The following is a 23,986-nucleotide window of genomic DNA, read 5'->3' as shown; positions in this document are numbered from 1 at the left end:
GAGGCGGTGTGAGCGGATTGCGGGAACAACAGAAGGAAATGCGCAAGCAGGCCATCAGCCAAGCTGCGGTAGCGCTGTTCGCCAGTCAGGGTTACCAGGACACCACCATCGAGCAGATCGCCCGCGAAGCTGGTGTGTCCGTTCCAACGGTGTTCAAATATTTCGGCTCCAAGCAAGAGATCGTCTTAGAGATGCTCAATCAAGAGGATCCAAGCTCGCTTAGCGAAACCTGCGAACGTATGCTCGACTTTGCGGACCCACTCGACGCCCTCTGCCACCTGGAACAAATGCTCATTGACCATGCGCTGAAAGAATTGCCAGCGTCGATCTGGCGTGAAGTGCTACCGGCAATTCTGAGCGGTGGGAGCAACACTTTTTCGGAGCGCTATCGGGAAATGAATGAACGCCTGCTGGCTGAAATTTCCGGTTTGCTCAGGAAGCTTCAAGCCGCCGGCAAGCTACGCGCAGACTTGGATGTGGAACTGGCGGCCTACCTGCTCAATGACTATTCGCACTTGCAATTGTTGCGTTTGACCAGCCAGGAAACGATGGATATGGAAGCTCATCGATATCATGTCAGAAGAACGTCAGGGCTCGTGCTTAGAGGAATGCTTGCCTAAGGGCAGACCGTTCGAAAGAAGCTTGGGCTGCAGCGATCTACGACCCAGGGTGTGCTTCCATAACGTCATGTTTGTAGACAAGTACCCCGTGAGAGGGGCGCCTTCATTAAATTTATGACGTGTAACTGAAGTCATACTCTTTGCCGCTCGGGGCCTGAAGCTCAAGCTGGCCTGATGCGAGCTTGCTGCTCTTCACACCATTGTCGACGCACTGTTCTGTGCTGAATGCGTTGCGTCAAGCCGGGCGCTTATATCAAATGTTGGGAGGGCTCCCGGGTTAGCATCGAGCGCAGCCAGTCGAGCCAGTCCACAGAGACGAAGGTTCGCGGGGCACGTCGTACACTACTTCGGGTAGGGCCCTCTAAACGATCGGGAAAATTGGCCGGCAGACTGCGGGGCCCTCATCGTCAAACCCGGCGGCCCGCGTCCTTGATGCCTGTTCGCTATCCGACTATGCGCACCGATTTTTTGTGGGTGAACGCCAGAAAGCTGTAGTGACCGTGGTACTCACCCATACCCGACGCCCCGACGCCGCCGAAGGGTAAGTAAGGTGAGAAGGCATGCACCATTACGCCATTGACCTGGGCATCTCCCGACTGTACCTGGTCAATGATCGCAGTGGCCGCCTGGGTATTTCGGCTGAATACATAGAGCGCCAGGGGCTTGGGGTGGTAACGGTTGATTTCATCAACGGCATTCTCCGTTGAATCGAAGGTCAGTACGGGCAGGATCGGTCCGAATAATTCCTCCGCCATTAGCGCATCGTCCCATTGCACGCGATCTACTACTGTGGCGCTGAACAGGCGTTGCTCAGTATCGGCTTGGCCACCCACCAGAATCTTGCCTGCGCTGCTGGCCAGGAGGCCCTGCAAACGGGCTACCTGTTGGCTTGTCACCAGCTTTCCGGTAGAGCCTACCTCGGGCAGGACCTGGCGGATTTTTTCCACCAGCCGCGCAAGCAGTGCGTCTTTTACGCTGGTGTGAGCGTACAGATAGTCGGGGGCAATGCAGGTCTGGCCGCTGTTCATGAACTTGCCGAACATAACCTGTTCAACCACTTGATCAAGGTCGGCGTCAGGTAACACCAAAAGCGGACACTTACCGCCCAACTCCAACACAACGGGGGTCAAGTGGACGGCCGCCGCCTGCATCACGACTTTGCCGACATTAGGACTGCCGGTGAAGAAAATGAAGTCAAAGGCAAGGCTCAGCAAGTGAGTGTTTTCCTCACGGCCGCCCTGTACCACAGCAATATAGTCAGGTGGAAACGCCTGGGTAATGATGGCCTCAATTACTGCAGATGTGCGCGGAGTGGTTTCCGATGGTTTGACGATGCAGGTGTTGCCGCCCACGATCGCGCCGATTAGCGGAGTAAGGGTCAGGTTGAGCGGGTAGTTGAAGGGACCGATGATATAGGTGACCCCAAAAGGCTCCTGGGTCACGTAGCAACGCGACGGGGCGATGAGGTCCGGGGTGGGCACTTCCTTGGGCGCGGCCCATTCATCCAGGTGCGCCAGCGCGAAGTCGATCTCATGGATGACCTCGCCTATTTCTGCCATGTCGACGTGTTCGCGCGACTTGCCCAAGTCATCGTACAGGGCTTTGTAAAGTGCTTCGCTGTGATCGACCAGGGCAGCCTTGAGGCGCTCAAGATTTAGCTTGCGAAACCGGATGTCTAGGGTCTGGCGGGACGCGAAAAACGCTCGCTGGCGGGCGAAGATAGCATCAATGCTTTCAGGCGTTGGATAGCTCATGCAAACTTCCTCGTCAAAAAATGAGCCGCGCGCGGCGGCCTCGCAGGGGTGTATACGTAGGGCATCGGGTCAACGTGGGTAATGTTCGCGGCAGAACAACTTCGCCGCGTGCAGAGCCAATGCCTGCGTTGGCGCATTGGTGTTACCACTGGTAATGTTGGGCATGATCGAGGCGTCGATGACTCGTAAGTGCTCTACGCCCTTGACACGCAGATGGCCGTCGACCACGGCTCCCTTGTCTTTGCCCATTCGACAGGTTCCCACCGGGTGCCACATGGTGGTGGCCACGCGTTTTACCCATTCGCCGATCTGCTGGTCCGATTGCACCCCAGGTCCTGGGGAGACTTCCTCTTCAATCACGTGTGCCAGGGACTGCTGCGCCATGACGGTCCGCATGGCTTTAACTGATTCAACCGCGACATCGAGATCGAATGCATGGCCAATGAAATTGGGGTTGATCAACGGCATGGAGGTAGGGTCGGAGTCTGCCAACCGTATCCAGCCGCGGCTTTTGGGTTGTAACACCACCAATTCAAAGGTGATACCAGCACGCGAGCCAGTGGGGCTCAGACCATCCTTGGAAATGATGGGCATGTGGTAGCATTGCACCGTGGGTTCGCCGTTGAAGTTCAGCGGGTCCCAATAGGCCACCGTCTCTATGCCGTTGCCCGAGGCTGGGCCGTCCTTCGTGAGGATATAGCGCAGACCCGCTTTGAGCGTTCCCAGCCCCTGGGCGACGTTCTGATAGCCCAAATTGCCGGTCACGTAGGCACTCAGGGGAATGATCGGGTGATCATGGAGGTTTTCGCCGACGCCTGGTGCGTCGACCTTCACTTGAATACCAAAGTCTTCCAACTGCGCCTGCGGCCCGACACCCGAATGCATAAGGATTTTCGGGCTGTGCACTGCACCTGCGCTAAGGATTACATGGGTGGCCTGAATGTGCTGTTTGCTTGAACCGATGATGGCTTCCACCCCTACCGCGCGGTTGTCGTCGATCAGCACGCGGGTTACGGTGGTGTTAGTCAACAGCGTAACTCGCCCGCTGTCCAAATGACGGCGTAAGTGCGCGTTTACCGCACTGCAACGACGCTTGTTATCGATGTTCGACTGCACCGGCGATACGCCGATTTGGCTAGCACCGTTGTAGTCGGGGTTATACGGCAGACCGTATTCCTGGAAGGCCTTGAGGCAATACTGGTTCAACTCGTTGATGCCCTTGGGCAACTGCACCGCCAAGTTGCCACTGATGCCGTGATGCTCATTGTGGAAGGTGTCGTTTTTTTCCTGCTCAATGAACGCGCGCCACATGCTGCTGTAGTTCCAATCGCCTTCGCCGCCGGTTGCCTGGTCCCAGCTATCGAAATCGCGTTTCTGCCCGCGCACATAACACATCGCATTGACCGAGGTGCCGCCGCCCAGCACCTTCCCCGAGCGGAAGCGCCGCTCGGTACCATGCTGGGGGACGGTGGAGTGGTGCCACACATGCCTGTCCTTGGCCAAGATGTTGCCGAAACCCGCTGGAATGTGAATCAGTGGATCCGCGTCCTTGCCGCCGGCTTCGATCACCGCGATATTGGCGTCGGTGTTTTCCGCTAGGTAACCGGCCACTACGCAGCCCGCGGCGCCACTCCCCACAATCAGCACATCAAAGCTTCTAGTTGTCATGTTTTTCCACCGTACAGGACCCTGCGTTGTTTTTATCTCGCTCCAGTATTGGTGGGGCCATCTTGTCCAGCTATCGGACATGGGTCGCAGTTGGGCTTCCTGGGAAAACGTTTGGCTGACGGTTTCGGGTGAAGTAGTGTTACAAAACTGAACAATAGGACTTAGGCCGAGATGAAAGTGAGTGTGACGCACCATAACGGGGCTCAGTCCGGTGGCTACCATGATTGTCTGCGAGCCGCGAAGCACGACATTGTCAGCGGCGTTACCGTTACCGACCCGGTGATTGCCCAGTACCTGCGCAACTCCTGGAAGCGAAGTTACGAACTAGGTATCCATCCGGAGGATCGACGGCTGTCAAGACATGATCATCCGTTGTTCGTGATCGATGACGACGATCGCTTGTTTTCCGCCATCGTCGATCAGGAGATAAATGCTATCTGGGAGTCATTCGGCGGGGAGCATTGGGCGGTCTACTGCACCAACGCAAAAGCAGTGATTGTGCGTGCCCGCCATGGCAGCAACCCGCGGGCACGGGCATTTGCCCTCCATGTAGGCAGGCGCATTCAGGAATGCGATGTGGGCACTACGGCCCCTGCTTGCGTGCTGCATGAAAAGGTCGCGATCACCCTGGTAGGCGCCGAGCACTACCTAAATGAGTTTGCTGATATGTTCTGCTGCGCGGTGCCAGTGTGGGGCCCTTGGGGGACCCTGATTGGTGTGCTTAACGTGACCGGCAGCGAGACGTTCAAATCGCGACTGGTGGTGCATAAGCTTCAGAGTGCTGCAATAAAAATCGAGAATCGCCTGTTCTTGGCTGCGCACGATATGAACCTAGTATTCAAAATTCACCACGATGCGGACTTCATCAATACCCACCTGGCAGGTCTTGTTGCCGTGAATGCATTTGGCGATGTGCTCTCAGCCACCCGCAATGCCCTGGAAATGTTCGCCCCTATTGATCCACTAGGCAAACGTATTAACGTTGCCGAATTGTTCGTGGATGGCTTCATTGCGACCCAAGGCTACTGCCAGAAAACCAGCCTGCGCAACGGCATTGTGTTCTACACGCAGGCCTGTATCGGCGAGGCTTCCCACGCGTTGATCGAGGACGTCGCGGTGACCCGAAATGCTTCTCTGCGTGAGCGTGCCGACTTACATATCTTGGATATCGTACGCCAATGCGGTGGGAATATTTCTAAGGCGGCGAGGGTGCTTGGACTATCCCGGACTACACTCTATCGGACGCTAAACAGGAAAGCTGGTGACTGAGCAGGGGACGGGTGCCACACGGTGTACTATTCTCGCCGTCGGCCTGAGTGCCAGTCCGGCAAAGCGCTAACGTGGGAGATCACACGTTCATACTGTGCCTTTGGGTTGCTGCGTGTTCTCGAAGAAGCATTTCCACACGCGTTTCTTCACCCCTACTGATCGCGTCGACGATGGCGTGATGCTGCCGGTGCGCGTAGTCCAAGTCCTGCTTGATGAATTCGATGCTAGTGCTTTGGAACGTGACCATATTCGGCGCAACAAACGGGACGGCGCAGCATCGGGCAACGAGATCGTTGAGAAGCGGATTTTCAGCACTCTGCAAGAGCAGTGCATGAAATTGATGGTTCATCTCTCCGTAAGCCTGTTTCAATTCGTCAATCGTCACATCTTCTTTCAGTAACGCATCACCTTTAGCCAGGCACGCACGCAACGCCGAAAACTGCGCGGTCGACAACCCTTGACTTGCGCACTGCCGAGCAGCCACACCTTCCAAGGTTGCTCGCAGATCAAGAGCTGCGATGGCTTCCTCAGTGGTGAAGGACTTCACCGCATAGCCTCTCTTGCCGACGGCAACGAGATAGCCTTCTTGAGCCAGAGTGGGAAGCGCTTGCCGCACGGGTGTTCGGGAGGTTTTTAGGAGATCCGCCAGAGCGGCTTCGGTGATCCGTTGCCCTGGTACAAGGTCACCGCGCAAAATTAATTGCCGAACCTCCAGCGCCACCAGTAGGTGCTGCTTCTGTGACGTCACTCGACTCTCCACTGTTTGTCGATTATCTCCCGTTACGTCGGGATCCACGCTGAAATCTTATCACGACTGGGATAAATGTCCGGTTGCACTCGGGATCCTGTCTTTAGAGTTTCTGAAAATTTTTTATTTTTCTCGTTGCTAGGGATCCCAAGAATTGTTTTTTGCTTGACTCTCATGTTGATTGATAGCTAGTCTGGATCCCGTTACTGCTATTCGACATGTAGGGTCGCGGGATTCAATTGGGATCCGAATGGGAGTGGTCACACCATTCCTATCCTGGCGATGAACAGGCAAAACATGGAGCTGGAAGCAAATGGCAAAAATTTTAGGCGCGATCGGGACATCTCACGTGCCAACGATAGGCTTGGCATACGACAAGAAAAAGCAGGATGATCCCGCATGGGCCCCTTTGTTCCGGGGGTATGAGCCTATTGCCAAGTGGCTAAAGGAGAAGCAGGTTGACGCCTTGGTATTCTTCTATAACGACCATTGCACGACTTTTTTCTTTGACCTTTACCCCATGTTCGCATTGGGGGTGGGCGAACGTTTTGACATAGCTGATGAGGGCAGCGGGCCTAGAGACTTGCCGCCTATTCGGGGCGATGTAGCGCTTCAAGCCCATATCCTGGAATCACTTGTCAACGACGAGTTCGACATCACCGTATTCCAGGACAAGCCGATTGACCATGGGTGTGCGTCACCGCTCCCGCTACTTTGGCCCCACGATCCCGATTGGCCAGGGGTGGTAGTGCCCATTGCAGTCAACGTCCTGCAGTACCCTCTGCCAACACCACGTCGGTGCTACCGTCTCGGCTTGGCCGTAAAGCGCGCGGTTGAGTCATATCCTGAAGATATTAACGTCGTCGTGGTGGGTACAGGCGGACTCTCGCACCAGATTCACGGCGAGCGTACCGGGTTCAACAACACTGAATGGGATATGGAGTTTTTGGACTTGCTGGAAAATGACCCAGAAGTATTAACCCGCATGACTCATGCAGACTATGTTCGTTTGGGCGGTGCGGAAAGCGTTGAACAGATCATGTGGCTCTCCATGCGAGGCGCCGTTGATGGAGCGCTGCGCAAGGTTCACCAAAGCTATTACCTCGCCACGACAACTGCAATGACGGCGGTCTTATACGAAGTTGTGTGAGCATTATCCAACTTTCAACTTTGAAGGCTCGGCTATGAATCCTCAGGTCCAAGGTATCGAAGCGCTGGGAGGAACCTACGTTTTCGATCTTCGTGTTAGCAATCGCACGCTTAGTCTAAACCGTTTTTTGTGGAAAATGGTCAATGCCGAATGGCGTGCACGGTACGAGAGAGATCCTCATCGGCTAATGGTTGAAGCCGGACTCAATGCGGTCGAGATAGAAATGGTTACCCGTCAGGACTGGCTAGGATTGGTCAAATACGGTGCAAACTTCTTCACCCTTGAGAAATTTGTTCGCGTTGCAAAACTCAACAATATGCAGGTCTATGCGATCATGCGCGGTGAAACCTACGAAGCATTTCTGGGGACTCGAAAAGTTCCTGCGTTGCGTTAAATGGGATCTCATCAATGAAACAACATCTCTTGCTGTTATCGGGTCTGCTCTGTGATGAGACGGTATGGGGGAAAATCATTCCCGGCTTGGAGCATTGTGCTCATGTCACCCCTTTGGATTTTCGAGGGCTGGACGCGATTGAGGAAATGGCAAAGCAAGTTCTGCGGTACGCTCCTGACAATTTTAATCTCGCAGGCCACTCCATGGGTGCGCGGGTAGCTTTGGAAGTCTTCAAGCAAGCGCCTGCTCGCGTTCAACGTCTTGCCTTGCTGAATACCGGGGTCCATCCCGCGAAGCCGGCAGAAAAGGAAAGCCGCCAGGTTCTGTTAGACCTCGCAAGAACTCAAGGAATGCGGGCGATGTCGCAGCGCTGGTTACCTCCAATGGTCCGACCCGAGCATACCGTGGACCCGCAGGTGATGGAACCTCTTCACCGCATGGTCGAGTCCATGACGCCCGAAATTTTCGCGGGGCAGGTTCACGCTCTGCTTCACAGGCCGGATGCTACAGCGCAACTGGCGAACATTCGCATTCCGACACTTGTCGGCGTTGGTCGGCACGATTGCTGGAGCCCTGTGGAGCAGCATGAGTTCATAGTAAGCCACATCGCAGGAGCGCAATTACGCATTTTTGAAAACAGCGGTCATATGGCCCCTTTCGAGGAAGCTTCGGCGGTCTTGGAGGCGCTCTTGACCTGGCTCCAATGATGCTCATGAGTTTTTTCTTCCCTCCTATAAGAGTTTCCATATGAACGATATCGAGCGTTTACTCATCGAGAACGCTTGTCACAAACAAATCATTAGATTTGCGAGGTTGTCCGATCTCGGTGACTATGAAGCGCTTGTCGCGATGTTTACCGAGACCGCCACCTTTTCACGACCCACTAAGCCGGACGTGCCTTTGGTTGGTCGTAGAGCGATTTTCGATGCCTTCGAAAATCGTCCGTTGCGTAAGAGTGTTCACTTGGTCAGTAATATAATTGTTGACGTAAAGGATTCTGATAACGCGACTACGAGAAGCCATATTGCGCTTTTCACCTCACCTTTAACCGTTGAGCTGGCTCATAAGCCTTACTTAGTCGGACATTACGAGGATGAACTGCAGCGTGTGGATGGTCAGTGGCTGTTCGCATCTAGAATCGGGGGTGTCGACTTTAAAATCGAATGAGGTAGCACTCGTTTGAAACTTGGCTACTTTCAGTAGTTCGAGCTGATTAACGTGTGCCAGCACCAGGGCCGTAGGCAAGCAAAAAAACCGCTAACGCCCGTTTAACAACGTCACGGACCAGTTGCCGCGTGGATACTTTGATCACCCCCAGAATACTCAGCTCCATTAGCTCTGCCTCATATAGCCCCCGCAAGTGGGCGGTAGCAACCCTGGCATCACAGCTTCGCAAATGGCCTTGCTGTATATACTGCTCCAGTAGGTCCATGACCATTTGCCAGCCTCGCTTGGGCCCTCGTTCATGAAACATCACACCTAGGTCTGATCGGCCGCCTTCATGATTGGCAAGCCTGCGCACTGCCAACATTTGGGGGGCAAGCACCGCCGTAAGGTAGTGTATGCCGAAATCGAGCAACATCTTTTCCACTGCGACCTGAGGATCGAGCAGAAGAAACGCTGCTTTTACCTCGTCGACGGCGTTCTCGCACATGACCTCAGTGAACAATTCCTCCTTGGATTCGAAATAGCTGTAAAGCGTCGCCTTCGAAGCCCCCGCCCGCAGAGCAATCTCGCCCATCGCCGCCTGTGCGAAGCCAATTTCGCTGAAGACTTGAAATGCTGCATCGATGATTTCTTGTCGTTTTTTCTCTGTCTTGGTGCGCATTACACGTTCTTCGTCGATTGCTGTGGCGCCGCAGTTTACTAAAAACGACCGATAGGTTGGTTTTTTGTTGACAGTGGCAATGCGCCTGCTCAAAAATTACATAACTGAACCGACCGGTTCATTTATGAGATGAAAAAGTACTATGTACAAATCAGGATCCTTCCCGGCCACGGTGCTAGTCGGATTGGCGATCGTCGGCCTGCTGGGTGCCTGTGCGCCAATGCCGACATTGCCGCAGCCAACCGCGGCTAAGCAGTTGTCCAGCTACGCTACGACGCACAGTTTTGAGCCGCTGGCCCACGCGGATTCGCAGTGGCCTCGGGAGAAGTGGTGGTACCGATATAACGATGCCCAGCTTAATGCCTTGATCGACGAAGGCCTAAAGGGCGACCCGACACTTGCCCAAGCCCAGGCGAGGTTGCTGAGAGCTCAAGGATCAGAGCAGCAGACAAACGCATCACTTTTACCAGGCTTGAATGCCCAAGCCTCAGTGGAGCGTAAAAAACAAAGTTACAACAATGGAGTGCCGGCGGAGTTTGTGCCCCAGGGCATGAATACCTATGGCAGCGCGGAGTTTGACTTCAGCTACGAGCTGGATTTCTGGGGCAGGAATCACGCTGCGCTTGCCGCCGCCACCTCCGAGTATGAGGCCGCTCAGGCCGATATCGCCCAGGCTCGCATGGTGTTGGCGACTTCGCTAGCGGAGGCTTACGCTGACTTGGCCCGCCTGTATGCCGAACGCGACGCGGACGAGGCTGCAATGAAGGTCAGGGTAGAAACCGCGCAGCTATTTGCCGAACGCTTCAACCAAGGTTTGGAAACCCAATCCAGTGTGCACCAGGCGCAGTCGCGCGCAAGCACGGCCCAAGCCACTTGGCTGGAGACTGACGAATCCATAGCACTATGTCGCAACCGCCTTGCAGCCTTGCTAGGGGCCGGCCCGGATCGTGGGCTGAGCATCGCCCGCCCGAGTATCGATTTCGCTAAGTCCACGGGCCTACCGGACAGTATTGCCCTGGGGCTGTTAGGCCGTCGACCGGATGTCGTCATTGCTCGTTTGCGCGCTGAGGCGGCAGCGGCACGTATCAATGAATCGCGCGCGCAGTTTTATCCCAACATCAATTTAAGTGCGATGGTGGGAGTGCAATCGTTGGGGTTGAACATGCTCGGCAAGTCCGGCTCGGATGTAGGGAACATTGGGCCAGCCATATCATTGCCCATTTTCAATGGGGGACGCTTGCGCGGTCAGTTGCGAAGCGCCCGCGGCACCTACGATGAGGCGGTCGCGAATTATGACGAAACCTTAACCAAAGCGCTGCATGACGTCGCAGACACGATTGCCAGCGAGCGCGCTCTGGGGCCGCGCCTCGATGCAACCAAGGCCTCGTATGACGCCGCTGCACAAGCGCGACAAGTCACTGAGAACCGCTACCGCGGAGGTCTAGACAGGTACCTGGATGTCCTGAACGCTGAAGACACAATGATCGCTGCGCAACGGAAGCTTGCCGATATCAAGGCACGCCGCTTTGCACTTGATGTCTCGCTCGTCAAAGCATTGGGCGGCGGTTATATCAGCGTCCCGACCGCAGGTGCGGTAGAGCCCCCAAGTGCAGAGCCCCCCACTTCTACCATTTCCCAGCACTCCTGAATTATAGGCGTTAGACCATGTCTTCCTTGCAATCACCGATGGCAGACTCTCCTGCCGTACTCGATACATCCGCGGCTGAACCTGGCCAAGGCTCTTCTCGACGCAAGTCCCTGTTGCTGGTGTTGGGCGCAGTGGTGGTGCTATGCGCGCTGGGTTATGCAGCTTACTGGTATTTTATCGGCTCGCGCTATGTGTCTACTGACAACGCCTATACCGGGGCGGAGTCCGCCTCCATCACGCCCGCTGTGAGCGGCATCGTTCAAAGCGTTCCATTCGTCGATACGGCCAATGTCCACAAAGGCGACGTGCTCATTGCCATCGACGATACGGACGCAAGGCTGGCAGTCGAACAAGCCCAAGCAGACTACGACAGTGCCGTACGCAAGGTACGAGGCTATCTAGCCAATGATGCGGGGCTTACGGCCCAAGTGCAGGCCCGCGCCGCTGATGAGCGCCGCATGAGTGCACAGATTACGTCCGCCAAGGCTGATTATGATCGCGCACTATTGGACTTGGGGCGTCGCCAGGTGTTAGTGGGTTCCGGCTCGGTGTCCGGAGAGGAACTCAGCAATGCTCGCACTACGCTAGCGACTGCAAAGGCGAGTCTCGAAGCCGCTCAGGCCTCGAAGTTACAAGCTGTCGCCAGTCGGCAGGTCGCCATCGGTTCACTCGATGCCAATAAGGTACTGATTGCGGACACTACCGTTGCCACCAACCCGGAAGTTCTGCATGCAAAGGCCCGGCTGGAGCAGGCCTTGGTTGACCTGGATCGCACACGCGTGCGCGCACCGGTAGATGGTGTGGTCGCCAATCGTCAGGTGCAGGTGGGGCAACGTGTACAGCCTGGCATGACATTGCTGACGGTGGTGCCTATAGATAGTCTTCACGTGGACGCCAACTTCAAAGAAGTACAACTGAGCAACGTGCGCATCGGCCAGACTGTCAGCCTGGTCGCCGATTTGTATGGTAGCGACGTTGTATACCATGGCGTCGTCGCCGGCTTTTCGGGTGGCAGTGGTTCTTCGTTTGCCATGATTCCGGCTCAAAACGCGACTGGCAATTGGATCAAGGTAGTGCAACGCTTGCCGGTGCGAGTGAGCCTTGATGCTAAGGAATTGCATGAGCATCCACTCGGGATCGGCCTTTCTATGGACGCCACGATCGACACCCAGAGCGTTGCGGTCAGTGCGCACTAAGAGGATGAACATCATGTCCTCAGGAAAGTCTAACGACCTGCAGTTACCACCCCTGACGGGCGGCGTGCTAATCGCTGCGGCATTGATGCTAGCCGCTGCAAACTTTGTGGCCGTGCTCGACACCACAATCGCTAACGTATCGGTACCCACCATCGCGGGTAGCCTGGGCGCTTCTTCCAGCCAGGGCACTTATGTCATTACATCCTACTCGGTGGCCGAAGCTGTAACCGTGCCCCTCACGGGGTGGTTGGCCAATCGCTTCGGGACAGTGCGGACCTTCATCGCTTCGTTGATTTTTTTTGGTCTGTTTTCCGCGCTATGTGGCATGGCCAACTCGCTGAGCATGTTGGTGATGTTTCGGGTGTTTCAAGGGTTGGCAGGCGGCCCGCTGATGCCACTCTCGCAAACCTTATTGTTGCGTATTTTTCCGAAAGAAAAAGCCGGCGCCGCCCTCGGCTTATGGAGTATGACAACACTTCTGGCGCCTATTATGGGCCCGGTGCTGGGTGGCGTTATCTGCGACCAATTGCACTGGGGTTATATTTTCTTCATCAACGCCCCTGTAACGCTGCTGTGTGGGTGGCTGGGTTGGCGCCTGCTAAAACGCTATGAAAGCGAACTGCTGAAGGTGCCTATCGACACCATCGGGTTAATACTACTGGTGATTTGGGTCGGAGCCTTGCAGATCATGCTTGACGAGGGTAAAGACCAGGACTGGTTTGCCTCTGCCGAAATTTGCCTGCTGGCAATAACTGCAGCGATCGGCTTCGCCGCTTTTCTTATCTGGGAATTGACGGATCGGCATCCGGTGGTGGACCTGCGTATTTTCCGCCATCGTGGGTTCAGCTCCAGCGTCATCACGGTCACCCTTGCGTTTGGGGCTTTTTTCGGCGCAACGGTCGTGACGCCGTTATGGTTGCAAAACTACATGGGCTATACCGCCACGTGGGCGGGCTGCGCGACGGCCATGACGGGGGTACTCGCGGTGCTAGCCGCCCCCTTTGCCGCGGGCATGTCAACGCGCATGGATGGGCGGTGGCTAGTGTTCTTTGGCGTGATGTGGATGGGGCTCATTACGCTACTGCGCACCCACGCCAATACCGATATGCCGTTTTGGGGAGTGGCTTTCCCACTTCTGCTACAAGGCATTGGCATGCCTTTCTTTTTTGTCCCGCTAACAGGGCTCGCGCTCAGTAGCGTGGAGGAAAGCGAGACAGCCTCTGCGGCAGGCCTAATGAGCTTTTGTCGAACATTCGGCGGAGCCATTGCCACTTCGTTGACCAACACCGTTTGGGAAGACAAGGCCAAATATAACCGGGCGGAATTGTCTGGATTGGTCGATCAGGGGCAGCGGTATGCAACACGGCTGATGGACGCGGGTTGGAGCGCGGACCAGGCTCGGTTACAGATCAGCGACACGGTGCAGTCCCAGGCGGTTATGTTGGCGACCAATCAGCTATTCATGGCGGTGACCTTTTGTTTCGTCATCGCAGCACTGGCAGTATGGATAGCACCCAGGCCTACGCGAGTGGCTGACACTTCAGCGGCGCACTAGATTCGTTGCCAGGCATGGGGTCATGGTTGACCCCATGTACTGTCATCTTGGCGTCAAGGGCATGGCGTTGTTGGCTGGCTTGCCCACCGCCGAGCGGTGCCAGCCATGGTTTGAGCCAACTGGGCAATGAGTTGCTGATGAGCCGCGACAGTATCGTTCAGGCTATTACCGGCGGGCTTTTCCAGCCGGGTACTGCAGGTGAGAGAGCGACGCTGTTGATTGCCGTCGCGTTGGCTCAAGCTCCACATAACATCAATTAATACGTAATTTCCCGGCAGTGATTCAAACCGCCTGACGTCTATTTGCATGCTCAGTAAAGGACGGACATTGTCTTTGGGCATGTTCGCAAGGTTGCGGATACCCAATTGATGCTCCAGTTGATCACCCAGCGCGCCGCTGAACTCATCGGCCAATGGCGCGCTCCATCGTTCGTTCTCCAAAATCGCCAACTCGCCTTGACCTTGGCGCACCACTAACTGCGGCTGGTCGGTTTGTACTGGGATCCGCACAGATACTAGCTGGAACTGGAAGGGCGCAGGCGTTGTCCTGGTAGCCGTAGCCGTAGTCGTAGGGGGCGATATCAAGGTGTAGTAATGCGGTGGTGCCGAACTGCATGCCGCCAGGAACAGTGCAGATAGGGCTGATACTCGGCGAATCATGGTTGGGTCTCTTCTGCAGAGCTAGGTGGACTCGGCTGGTCAATGTGTAGGGCTCCGGGTTGGTTCTCCTGGACGCGTCCTCGTATCAACGCCTCAGGGTGGCGAGCCAGAAAGTCTGTTAAAACTCGCACCGAGCGCGCGGTGCGCTGAACCTCATCCATCGCTTGGCCAAGTTGTTGGCGCTGTGGAGAGTCCTCGGCGAAGGTATCGTTAGCACCAGCGATGGTCTTCTGTGCTTGAGCCAGGGTCTCGTGCATCTGTGGCAAAACATCTCCGTTCACCTGTTTGAGCGTTTTTTGAAGTTCGCCCAAGCTGCCGTTGAGGCTGGCGGCAATCTGGTCGATAGGCAGCTTGCTGAGTTTGTTGGCAAACTCTTGCAACTGTTCCTGCAACTTATCCAGGCTGCCTGGAACGGTGGGAATAACGAGTGGCTGCGCGGCGGTATCGACAGTCATGGGCGGCGCATCCTTGACGAACCCCAACGAAATATACAATTGACCTGTCAACAGGTTGGCGCTTTTGGCCTGGGCGCGCAGGCCATTTCTGATGAAGCCTGCCATAAGCCGGGCGACTGCCGCGTCATTAGGTTTCCCACCGATCGTCTGCATCAGCTTATCTTTCGCCTGGCCCATGCGGTCGGGGTAAATCACGGCATCCACCTGGGTGGGGAACGTTTGATGGGCCGGGTCGAAGTCCAAGGCAACAGCAGTGACTCGCCCCAGTGTTACTCCGAGGAACTCGACTGGCGCACCTACCTCCAATCCTTTGAGGTTCTGGTCGAAACTCATGTGGATAGCACGTGCTTCACCATCAGCAGGAGCCAACGCAGTGTCGCGATCGGGGAACAAAGTGAATATCGCGTTTTCATCAGCGGCAGGTGCAGCGTCGGTGCGGGCGGGTTCAACAAACGCCACCCCTCCGGAAATAATCGATGACAGGGATTCGGTGTTCACCTTCAAGCCGCCGGCGCCCAGCGAAACATCGATTCCGCTGGCATTCCAGAAGCGAGTGTCTGAGGTAACGAACTTGTCGTTGGGTGCGCGGATAAACAAGTCCACATCCACACTTTTTCCGTCTTCTGCCATTCGGTAGGCCACTACTTGCCCAACCTGTAAGCGTCGGTAATAAACAGGTGAGCCGATATCTAGAGAACCAAGGCTGGTGGTATGAAGCGTAAACCTTTTACCCTTTTCGCCAAAATTGACAGGTGGAGGATTCTCCAGCCCTTCAAATCGGTTGACCAATGCATGCGAATACCCGGCATCAGCTCCGATAAATGCACCCGAGAGAAGGGTGTCGACACCTGAAACGCCGGCAGCACCTATCCGCGGGCGCACGACCCAGAACCGCGAGTCCTGGGAGGTGAACGGTTTTGCCGACTGGTCCAGTTCTATGGTTGCCTCAATGTGGCTGCGATCCGTGCTAAAGCTGATAGCTGTCACCTTGCCGATCACCACATTTTTATACTTGACCACAGTTTTGTTGGCTTCCAAACCGTCTGCAGTAAGGAAACTAACCATAATCCTCGGTCCAGCGGACACTGCACTGTGCACGAGCATGGATATCCCGACCAGGGCAGCCGCGATGGGAACAAGCCAAACCAGTGAGACATTGAATCGGCTCTGTCGTATTTCGGGGTCGGAAGGGGTAAGGGGGTAATTAGGATATTCAGGCATCTTCAACCTCTGCGTCCCAGATAAGCCGGGCATCGAAACTCATGGCAGCCAACATTGTCAGCACCACAACCAGTCCAAAAACAAAATGCCCATACGCGGCGCGATCGTGCTCAAGGAATGAAATTGCACCAGCGCCGCTACTAGCGCGACTACCAGCACGTCGAGCATCGACCAGTAGCCGATGACCTCAATAAAGCGATAAAGCTTGGCGCGTTCGCGCATTGCTACGGTGTTGCGCCGTTGGCAGGTAATCAAAAGCGTGCCCAAACCGATGAACTTGACGCAGGGCACGGCTATGCTGGCGATGAATATCAACAGGGCAATATCCCATTCACCAGCCTGCCAAAACTCGATTACGCCGCTCATGATGGTGTTTTCGGTACCGCTGCCGAGGATGTTGGTGTACATCACCGGCAACAGATTTGCGGGCAAATAACAGAGCAGGCTGGCAATCAGATAGGCCCAAGTGCGGGTAAAACTGTCGGGTTTGCGTAGATGCACGGTCGCCAGGCACCGAGGGCACCGCACGATGCCCGAAGGGCAGGCCAGTGCGCAGGTGTGGCAAAGCATCAGGTTCTCGGTGCTGGCCTTGGGCGCAATGATCATGTCAGTTGCCCTTCAAGGTCAGCCCACAGGCGTCGGGTACCTTTGCCGGAAATGAAGGTCAGCAGCACGGTTAACATCCCCAGTGCCCATAGGCCCAGGCCGGGTTTACATCGAGCATTCCCCCCAGCTTGACGATAGCTACCAGTACTCCCAACAGGCAGACCTCAAGCATGCTCCAAGGACGCAAATGCTCTAGCGCACGCATGCATAAACGAAACCCCGGGGCCGCTCGCCCGATTAGTGCAAACGACAGTAGCCAGCACAACAGGACTACCTGCAGCAGTGGCGCGATGATAATGGTCAGCCCCGCAACGACTGCGATCACGCCGAGTTGCGCCTGCGCCAGTGCTGAGACTGCCTCCGATAACGTTGCCTGATTGCACAGGCCTAGCATGCTGATCCTGATAACAGGGAGAAAATTGGCTGTCAGAAAGAGCAAAGCGGCAGTGACCGAGAGGGCTAGTAAATGCTGCACGCTGAGCGTGTGGGAGCTCAAGATGACGGCACCGCACCGACTGCAAAGCGCAGTGTGCCCTGCGCAAAGATTGACTGAAAGGTATAGCGAGTCGCAGTGTTCGCAGATGAGTCGGTCAAAGGAATAAGACATTTGGGTCAACACATACCAAGGGCCAGGCATTCTCTCTTAACTATACCAATCGGTCTAGTTAAGAGGCTGGTTTCTTCCGCGTCTGCGCAAGAAGCCAGCCGGTGGCAAGGCGATTTGGAAAAGTGCCGAGGGCCTAGTCAGAGATGGAAGGCAACCCGCAGCTGAATAAGCAGATCATTCTTGGCGCGATTTTCCACACCTGATTCTTGGTACACGTTGAACCACAGGCCATCACCGGGGCGTATTTTCCAAAACAGACCTGGACCCAAGCCAAGCACTTTTTCGCGTGAGTCTTCCAGACGACTACCGTTGACTTTGTCGTCCGTCAACTGGCGAAAATAATAGCCATTAAGCCCAGCGGAAACGTTCGGAAAAAACTCATAAGACGCGGTAAAGTTAACCCAAGTGGCTTGGCCCGCTTGGGTATCCTCGACAGCCCGTCCTTGATAGAACTGTGCAGTGCTGCTGGCGGGGTCGTTATTTTTGAAGTTATAGAGGTAGTACCAACGCCAGCTCATTTCCCAGCGTGGAGCGGGCATCCATGTCGCTGCCCAATAAGGGTTGGCAGAGAAGAAATGCGAACTGGCGTTGATGTCCTTATGCTCGTCGTACTTACCGGTGGGCAGGATAAAATCCATCGAGACGCGCTGAACGAAAACTGGTCTGCCGTGGGCGTCGACGATAGGATCAAATTGAATCAGCGGACCTGCCGTGATGTCGCCCAAGCCGGTAGCATTATCCTTCAGAGATGCGCCGTTAGAGCCAAACGTGCCATCCAGTGCAACGACTGGCAGCAGCAAGCTCCACCCCAAGTGGGCTCCACCTCCAATGGATTCGGGGCTGTAGTAGGTTACTTGATTGAGCCACTGGACCGCGCTGATCTTGGGATCGTCGAAGGCGCTTACTTTTTGGCCGGAGTTTCCGCGGATGGAACTGGCGCTGCTATATCGCAGATAGCTCTGATAAGAGTAGCCGGGGAGCCCGGCAAAGCCATCATAGAAACTGGTGCCCCCCAAGTTTATACCGGAGGGCTGACTGACCCCCGGCGGAGGTGGGCCGTCAGCAGCCGGGGTCTGGCCACAGTAGGCCGAGAATGCAAGCAAGGAGGACAACACGGTATGCTTTATATTCATGATGTAGCTCTATTGTTAGTATTGTGAGCAGCGATGGGACTTTTGATACTCATGACCTAAAGGCACGAGTGATTGGCGTTAGGGATGCACGTCGGGGTCCTTGATATTCGCAGCGTTGACTTGCTGCTGGCGTAAGTACGGACAGCCGGAAATGGCAGTCTTGTCCTGATCAGCGCCGGCGGTAGCTGAAGCAGGAGGAGCAGGCTCCGAACGTCGTCCCCCATTTCGTCTTTCCGTGTAGGTATCGGCGGGGTCAGGCGCGATGTGCTCGCCCGTCCATAAAAAAGCTGCCGTGAATAGCCTGAATGCTTTGACTACTAATTTTTTGGGGCGCTTAAGGTCATACGCCTCAATCAGGTGATCGGGATAGAGGCTAGTGATCCATTGATATACCAGTGGGTGTAAAAGCCTCGGAAAGTATTTTTCAGCAAACTGTCTAATGATTGCCACAGCTGCAAGATTACCCATCTCATGTTTGGGTACAACTTCACCTTCCCAGGTATCCATGAATGCCATTATTCCCTCAAAGCTGTCTGGAAAACCAGTCAATGGCTCGCCAGAGGTAGCGTTGCGGAAAATGGTAGACATTTTTGCCCAGTAATGGACGGCCGCAACTTTTTCATGCTCTGATATGCCTTTGAGTCCAACCCTTAACATGAGCCGATGCATGCCCGCAGCCTCATAGCAGAGCGTGTAAATGTACGTTCCGTTCCGATCGAAGCTTTCAGGGTAGGTCTTAGCGTAGTGCTGGTGAATGCGGTTGATCGATTCCACGTTCTGCCGGGTTTTTTCATGGTGAGACCCGTAATGCCACCAGACTTGCATTTTCCATGAAGTGTCGTCCGATCGCGCGTCGGCTTTCTTCAGGATTTTGCCATCGCCACCATCGAAGAGCGGAAGCGCATCAAGCCTGCGAACGAAGAAGTGCGGGAAGGTCACGGCATAGATTAGGTTCATGATGAAATCAGTGGGCCGGTACGCGGCAGCTAGTTTCCAAACTTCATCATAGTCCGTGGTAGGGTCGAGTTGCTGGATACGTTTTGCAATCCAGTGACGAGACATGGCTGATACTCTCTTTTTTTTATTTTCGGTGTGACCCTTAGGGCCGTTTGGTGCACGCGATAACCATATGCGGTATCAGTACCGTTATCTTCGGTATCTCAAGCCAAATATTCAGGCTATTTTCGTATCCTAGTACCAAAAGGGTGACACACATTCATAAGGTTGGCCGATTCTCCGAACCTTCGGTATCTTCCTCTCTCAGCACGCGAACGGCGAAGTGATTGACCAGATGAAGGGCGCACCGGAGTTCAAGCTCACGCTCTTTAATTGGGTAGGTGAGCAAATCCTCTAGTTGTTGCAGGCGGTACACCAGCGTATTGCGATGAATGCCAAGGCTTTCAGCACCATGCAGCAGACTGTGCCCCGAGTTCAGATAGGCGTTGAGCGTTTGGCGGTACCCCTCGGCCTTGGCTGAGCTTTCGGCAAGCGGCCCAAGTACGGCTTGCACATACCAAGCCGCCTTCTCTAGATCTTGACCTACCAAAATCGTCAGCAGATGGTCTGACCACCGCAAAACCCCCTTGACGGAGGACGGTATTGCAACCTTGCTCACATCGCTCGCTTGCAGGTGGGTTCGTCGAAATCCTGCCAGGCCTTTTGCCGGTTCTCCTGCGGTGCACCGTATTCCGCGCACATTTGCAATCGTGTCTCCCAGACGTTTGAGTTGTGCTTGAGTGGGAGGGTGTGGAGTGCTTACCCAGGCCCATGTAACGTGTTGCGTGGCGGCTACAAATAATGCAGTGCTGCCAATCGCTGCATCTTGCAGACTTCTCTGCAACTTGCCCAACTCTGCACTGTGTTTGGTGTTGATGTCGGTGATGATCAGGCCGATATGAAAGTGACTCAGGTCCAAGCCATGGTCGTCCCTGATCTGATTGAAACTCAGTGATTCCAGAGAAACTTCATTACTGATCAATTTTTCAACTAGCGCTCGACGCTTGGCGATCTGTCCCTCCATAAGCGTTTGGCGCTCTTCCAGATAGGACAGCACAAACCGCTCAATCAACTCATCTACGACACCGGCACCGCTGGTGACCAAGCGTTGAACTGCGCCTGGAGAGATAGCCTGGCCCGCACTAGCTGTCAAAAAATTATTGATCCAGACGATCTGGTTGCCGCGCATATTCTTGACGATACTGCTGAAGGGAACTTCACGCCGCGCCGCTTGCCGAGCCATTGATGGAATTAGTTTGAGCGTCTGATGATCATTGTTTTTCCCCACACAACTCATGAATATATCGAGGATAAGCGTTTCTAAATTTAGCCGAATCTCAGACGTGGGCAGGTCGGGGACAGACTGAAATTCGCCCTGGAGGCGCTCCATTGAAATTGCTGCCTCCTCGAGCGCCCAAGCAACGGCATCTTCACCCATGGCTTGCACCGCCCAGTCTAGTTGCCGCACGGATACCAATGCGCCAGCAATTACTTCTTCACACGGCGCCTTGGGATGCAGATGGAAATAAAGTTCGGCCGGCACGCTTAACTCCTTACGTTTTAATCTTTAGTGGGCGCAATTTAACCAGTGGTGGTACCAGTGTAGGCGACCCTCGTACTGCGGTACCAAAATCGCTGCGCCATTTAGCGCCCCAGACTGGAGACGTGGGCGCCATTAGGTCCTAGGCTAGGGAGAGCCAATTGTAAATCGAGAGGTGCCAAGGCAATGTGGATGCTGGCAATCTGCACATCTGTGCAGAGACATTGCCCGAGGCCCCTTTTTGTACTCGCTGTGTATGAAGATGAGAGGATTAATATGTCTGCCCCAAAAAAGTGGATTCAAGCCAAGATTCAAAGCCTCGATCCACACGAGGATTACATTGAAATCTGGCGGTTGTCGAACAGCTACGGGCTGAACGATTTCATGCAAAACTTCATCTATGCCTTGACCTTTCCCAATTTCGTCGTTACCGATTGGGGGTCCCGAGCAGTCTGGCGCGAGGACGGTGGCAAGGTCGTTTCCCGGTCTACCTCGCGTGTTGAGCAGACGGGCAGTGCCAATGCACTGTGGTGGTTTTATGGGCCTCGCGACAGCCGCACGATAAAATCAGTTGAAGGCATCAACAACCTGCATGCTCACTGGGCCAAGCAGTACCCTGGCGCGTTTTCCTATAATGATGATTACGTGTACGTATGCGCGTTCACCGCAATCACCATGCACCGCCTGAAGCTCAAAATGGGTGCCCCTGGCTTGAGCGAGCACGAGAAAATTGCCGCCCACTTGTTTTGGCGGGATATGTGTGATTTGTTCCGAGCCGAGAATGACCAGCCCATCACGGGCTATCCCGATAGCTTCGATGGCCTGGTCGAGTTCTGTGAAGCGTTTGAGAATTCCCCAAAACCAAAACTGGAGCGTGGCAATCTCATCATCACCGCGATCCACGAACAGTTCGTTTTCCGGTTCTTCCCCAAGGAGCTGCACTGGTTCGGTCATCAGCTGTTGCGTGCCATGTCGTTGACTACCACATTGGATACCATGCAGGTTGATCGCCCTGACCCCGCTGCCGCGCAGTTGCTGCCTCAGCTGGTCGGTTACATTTTGGGCACTATGGAAATGAACTCGGACGATCCGACCCAAGCCTACATCGAAGAGCGGATGAGCATGTCCAGTGAGGACAAGGCACAGACTCGCAAAGGCATCCAGGAGCTCGACAAACAATTTCCAGAACACTATGTGGAAAAATACAAGGACGATCCAAAGTTCAAAGGATGTCCTTTCCATGCCGCGTTGGGCGGTGACACTACGCCGCAATCCACCGCCGAGAAGCAAAGCATCAAATCCATAGAAGCACAGGTAGCTGCGTTGGGGGGCGATGACGACTGACTTCGCAAGCTCCTATTGTGAAACACAATCAGCCCTACGGGGCTGATTGTGTTTTGGTCCAAATCAGAACGGGTAGTTATGCCCCCCAGGCTGCCAGGTTATCCAGTGGGCTCGAGTAAACTCCTCCAGAGCGTAGTGACCGTTGAAACGGCCCAGTCCGGAATTCTTTTCGCCGCCAAAGGGGGCGTTTGGCTGATCATCCACAGTAATGTCATTGATGTGGGTCATACCTGCCACGATACCTCGCGCAAAGCTCAGCCCACGTGCCATGTCCTTGGTAAACACCGCACTGGACAATCCATATTCGCTCGCATTGGCAAGCTGTAGTGCGTGGGCCTCATTGTCAGCCACCATCAATGGCAGCAGAGGTCCAAATGTTTCTTCCCGCGCAAGAGCGTCATTTACTTTCACATTCCCGAATACATGTGCCGGCAACAGCAACCCCTCGGCGGGGCCGCTGCATAAGGGTTTGAGACCGGCGCTCTGGGCTTCATCAATTTTGCGTAGTAGACCGCTCAGTTGGGAGTGGTTCACCACTGGTCCGATCACGGTGTCCGATTCGTCCGGGTTGCCGGTCTTGAGCTTGCGAACCCTCTCTACCACCAGATCCACGAAAGCCGGATATAGGCTGCTGGCGACGATCACGCGGTTGACGCTCATGCAGATCTGTCCTTGGTGCAAAAACCGACCTACAACGGCAGCATGGGCCGCAACCTCAACGTCTGCATCGTTAAGGACTACCAGCGGCGCATTACCGCCCAGTTCAAGCGCAACGCGCTTGATGTGTTTGCCGCCGGTAGCAATCCGGCCTACGTTACGGCCCACATCAGTTGACCCGGTGAACGAAATCAGGCTGGGAACCGGATGCTCGACGAAGGCGTCACCAATTTCTGATCCGGCCCCTACTACGACATTGAGCGTGCCGGCGGGGAAGCCAGCAGCCTCAAACAGATAGGCAATCAAGAGGCCACCGGTGACAGCAGTATCACTGGCCGGCTTTAGTACCACTGTATTACCGACTGCCAGGGCCGGCACTACCGAGCGCATGCTGAGGTAGAGCGGGAAGTTCCAAGGGCTGATGACGCCAACCACACCTAGCGGGTCGCGGAATACGAAGCTTTGTTCGCCCGGTTTATAGCTGGTCAGGATCCGACCCTCAACCTGCATGGGCATAACGGCGCACTCACGAACAAGGTTCAAAGTGCTTTGCCACTCGATGGTAGCCTTGATCCGGGTACTGCCCGATTCCCTGATCAGCCAGCCGATGATTTCTTCACGACGCTCCTCAATGATGCACGCCAAATTCTCCAATAACGGCACCCGTTGCCGAGCATGCTGGGCGGCCCATTCCACCTGTGCCGTTTGAGCGGCGAGGTAGGCGTCATCAAGATCGCGGACTGAGGCCAAGGGCATGTCCAGCAACAGGTCGTTGTTGTACGGGTTACGGTTGTCAAGGCGCCTGCTTGACTGGCCTGGGCGCCATTTACCGCTGATGTATTGATGACCCTGGATGCTAAAGGCGGTAGGTGCTTGCTGATGGCTCATGTGAGGCCTCCATGGGAAGGGCGGGCAGTGATGGTTTCGTCACGCATCAT

18 protein-coding genes and 3 pseudogenes are annotated in these 23,986 nt (G+C 55.0%); 9 read left to right on the top strand and 12 right to left on the bottom strand.

Annotated features, from left to right (window positions below; genetic code table 11):
- Positions 1-8 precede the first annotated feature (8 nt).
- On the top strand, positions 9-620 hold the full coding sequence (locus RAM80_RS05120) for a TetR/AcrR family transcriptional regulator (RefSeq protein ID WP_416425149.1): 612 nt from the start codon (positions 9-11) through the stop codon (positions 618-620).
- A 443-nt stretch (positions 621-1,063) separates the two neighbouring features.
- Here RAM80_RS05120 and mdlD read toward each other — a convergent pair whose 3' ends face one another.
- On the bottom strand, positions 1,064-2,374 hold the full coding sequence (gene mdlD, locus RAM80_RS05115) for an NAD(P)-dependent benzaldehyde dehydrogenase MdlD (RefSeq protein WP_416425148.1): 1,311 nt from the start codon (positions 2,372-2,374) through the stop codon (positions 1,064-1,066).
- 69 nt (positions 2,375-2,443) lie between these two features.
- Entirely contained in the window at positions 2,444-4,042 is a 1,599-nt protein-coding gene (locus RAM80_RS05110) for a GMC family oxidoreductase (RefSeq protein WP_416425147.1), read from the bottom strand.
- Between the two features lie 171 nt (positions 4,043-4,213).
- On the opposite strand from RAM80_RS05110, the gene RAM80_RS05105 reads away from it, so the two are divergent.
- A complete protein-coding gene (locus RAM80_RS05105) occupies positions 4,214-5,311 on the top strand; it encodes a helix-turn-helix domain-containing protein (protein WP_416425146.1) in 1,098 nt (365 codons plus the stop codon).
- 79 nt (positions 5,312-5,390) lie between these two features.
- Here RAM80_RS05105 and RAM80_RS05100 read toward each other — a convergent pair whose 3' ends face one another.
- Positions 5,391-6,059 carry a GntR family transcriptional regulator gene (locus RAM80_RS05100; RefSeq protein WP_416425145.1) on the bottom strand — a complete coding sequence of 223 codons (669 nt, stop codon included), beginning with the start codon at positions 6,057-6,059 and terminating at the stop codon, positions 5,391-5,393.
- Positions 6,060-6,372: 313 nt separating this feature from the next.
- Here RAM80_RS05100 and RAM80_RS05095 point away from each other — a divergent pair.
- The 3 genes and pseudogenes from RAM80_RS05095 to RAM80_RS05085 all read left to right on the top strand — a co-directional run bounded on the left by RAM80_RS05095 (position 6,373) and on the right by RAM80_RS05085 (position 8,770).
- Positions 6,373-7,603, top strand: a pseudogene (locus RAM80_RS05095) (gallate dioxygenase).
- A gap of 14 nt (positions 7,604-7,617) precedes the next feature.
- Positions 7,618-8,310, top strand: coding sequence for an alpha/beta fold hydrolase (locus RAM80_RS05090; protein WP_416425144.1), 693 nt, complete (start codon positions 7,618-7,620; stop codon positions 8,308-8,310).
- 40 nt (positions 8,311-8,350) lie between these two features.
- Positions 8,351-8,770 (top strand): nuclear transport factor 2 family protein, encoded by a 420-nt coding sequence (locus RAM80_RS05085; RefSeq protein ID WP_416425143.1) that lies wholly within the window; start codon positions 8,351-8,353, stop codon positions 8,768-8,770.
- Between the two features lie 46 nt (positions 8,771-8,816).
- Here RAM80_RS05085 and RAM80_RS05080 read toward each other — a convergent pair whose 3' ends face one another.
- Positions 8,817-9,431, bottom strand: a complete 615-nt coding sequence (locus RAM80_RS05080) for a TetR/AcrR family transcriptional regulator (RefSeq protein WP_416425142.1) — start codon at positions 9,429-9,431, stop codon at positions 8,817-8,819.
- 142 nt (positions 9,432-9,573) lie between these two features.
- On the opposite strand from RAM80_RS05080, the gene RAM80_RS05075 reads away from it, so the two are divergent.
- The 3 genes from RAM80_RS05075 to RAM80_RS05065 are packed head-to-tail and all read left to right on the top strand — an operon-like array spanning position 9,574 to position 13,830.
- On the top strand, positions 9,574-11,079 hold the full coding sequence (locus RAM80_RS05075; protein WP_416425141.1) for an efflux transporter outer membrane subunit: 1,506 nt from the start codon (positions 9,574-9,576) through the stop codon (positions 11,077-11,079).
- Between the two features lie 17 nt (positions 11,080-11,096).
- The gene (locus RAM80_RS05070; protein ID WP_416425140.1) at positions 11,097-12,275 is read left to right on the top strand and encodes an HlyD family efflux transporter periplasmic adaptor subunit; all 1,179 of its coding nucleotides are present in this window, start codon (positions 11,097-11,099) and stop codon (positions 12,273-12,275) included.
- A gap of 13 nt (positions 12,276-12,288) precedes the next feature.
- Positions 12,289-13,830, top strand: coding sequence for a DHA2 family efflux MFS transporter permease subunit (locus RAM80_RS05065; RefSeq protein ID WP_416425139.1), 1,542 nt, complete (start codon positions 12,289-12,291; stop codon positions 13,828-13,830).
- Positions 13,831-13,883: 53 nt separating this feature from the next.
- Here the strand turns inward: RAM80_RS05065 and RAM80_RS05060 are convergent, their stop codons facing one another.
- From RAM80_RS05060 to RAM80_RS05030, 7 genes and pseudogenes are all read right to left on the bottom strand, one after another.
- Positions 13,884-14,489 (bottom strand): PqiC family protein, encoded by a 606-nt coding sequence (locus RAM80_RS05060; protein ID WP_416425138.1) that lies wholly within the window; start codon positions 14,487-14,489, stop codon positions 13,884-13,886.
- Positions 14,486-16,165 (bottom strand): intermembrane transport protein PqiB, encoded by a 1,680-nt coding sequence (locus RAM80_RS05055; protein WP_416425137.1) that lies wholly within the window; start codon positions 16,163-16,165, stop codon positions 14,486-14,488. The genes RAM80_RS05060 and RAM80_RS05055 overlap by 4 nt, the downstream gene beginning before the upstream one ends.
- A pseudogene (locus RAM80_RS05050) lies at positions 16,158-16,666 on the bottom strand (paraquat-inducible protein A). The gene RAM80_RS05055 and the pseudogene RAM80_RS05050 overlap by 8 nt, the downstream one beginning before the upstream one ends.
- Before the next feature lie 101 nt (positions 16,667-16,767).
- A pseudogene (locus RAM80_RS05045) lies at positions 16,768-17,378 on the bottom strand (paraquat-inducible protein A).
- A gap of 137 nt (positions 17,379-17,515) precedes the next feature.
- Positions 17,516-18,511, bottom strand: a complete 996-nt coding sequence (locus RAM80_RS05040; protein WP_416425136.1) for a SphA family protein — start codon at positions 18,509-18,511, stop codon at positions 17,516-17,518.
- Between the two features lie 78 nt (positions 18,512-18,589).
- Positions 18,590-19,573 (bottom strand): oxygenase MpaB family protein, encoded by a 984-nt coding sequence (locus tag RAM80_RS05035; RefSeq protein ID WP_416425135.1) that lies wholly within the window; start codon positions 19,571-19,573, stop codon positions 18,590-18,592.
- A gap of 154 nt (positions 19,574-19,727) precedes the next feature.
- A complete protein-coding gene (locus RAM80_RS05030) occupies positions 19,728-21,050 on the bottom strand; it encodes a PucR family transcriptional regulator (protein ID WP_416425134.1) in 1,323 nt (440 codons plus the stop codon).
- 273 nt (positions 21,051-21,323) lie between these two features.
- Between RAM80_RS05030 and RAM80_RS05025 the strand changes: the two genes are divergently transcribed.
- The gene (locus RAM80_RS05025; RefSeq protein ID WP_416425133.1) at positions 21,324-22,391 is read left to right on the top strand and encodes a hypothetical protein; all 1,068 of its coding nucleotides are present in this window, start codon (positions 21,324-21,326) and stop codon (positions 22,389-22,391) included.
- Positions 22,392-22,454: 63 nt separating this feature from the next.
- On the opposite strand, the gene RAM80_RS05020 is transcribed toward RAM80_RS05025, so the two are convergent.
- Positions 22,455-23,936 (bottom strand): aldehyde dehydrogenase family protein, encoded by a 1,482-nt coding sequence (locus RAM80_RS05020; protein ID WP_416425132.1) that lies wholly within the window; start codon positions 23,934-23,936, stop codon positions 22,455-22,457.
- Positions 23,937-23,986: the final 50 nt, after the last annotated feature.

This window comes from Pseudomonas sp. App30 (genome assembly GCF_047947025.1).
Lineage (GTDB): Bacteria > Pseudomonadota > Gammaproteobacteria > Pseudomonadales > Pseudomonadaceae > Aquipseudomonas.
This window is presented reverse-complemented; position numbering and strand designations above follow the sequence as displayed.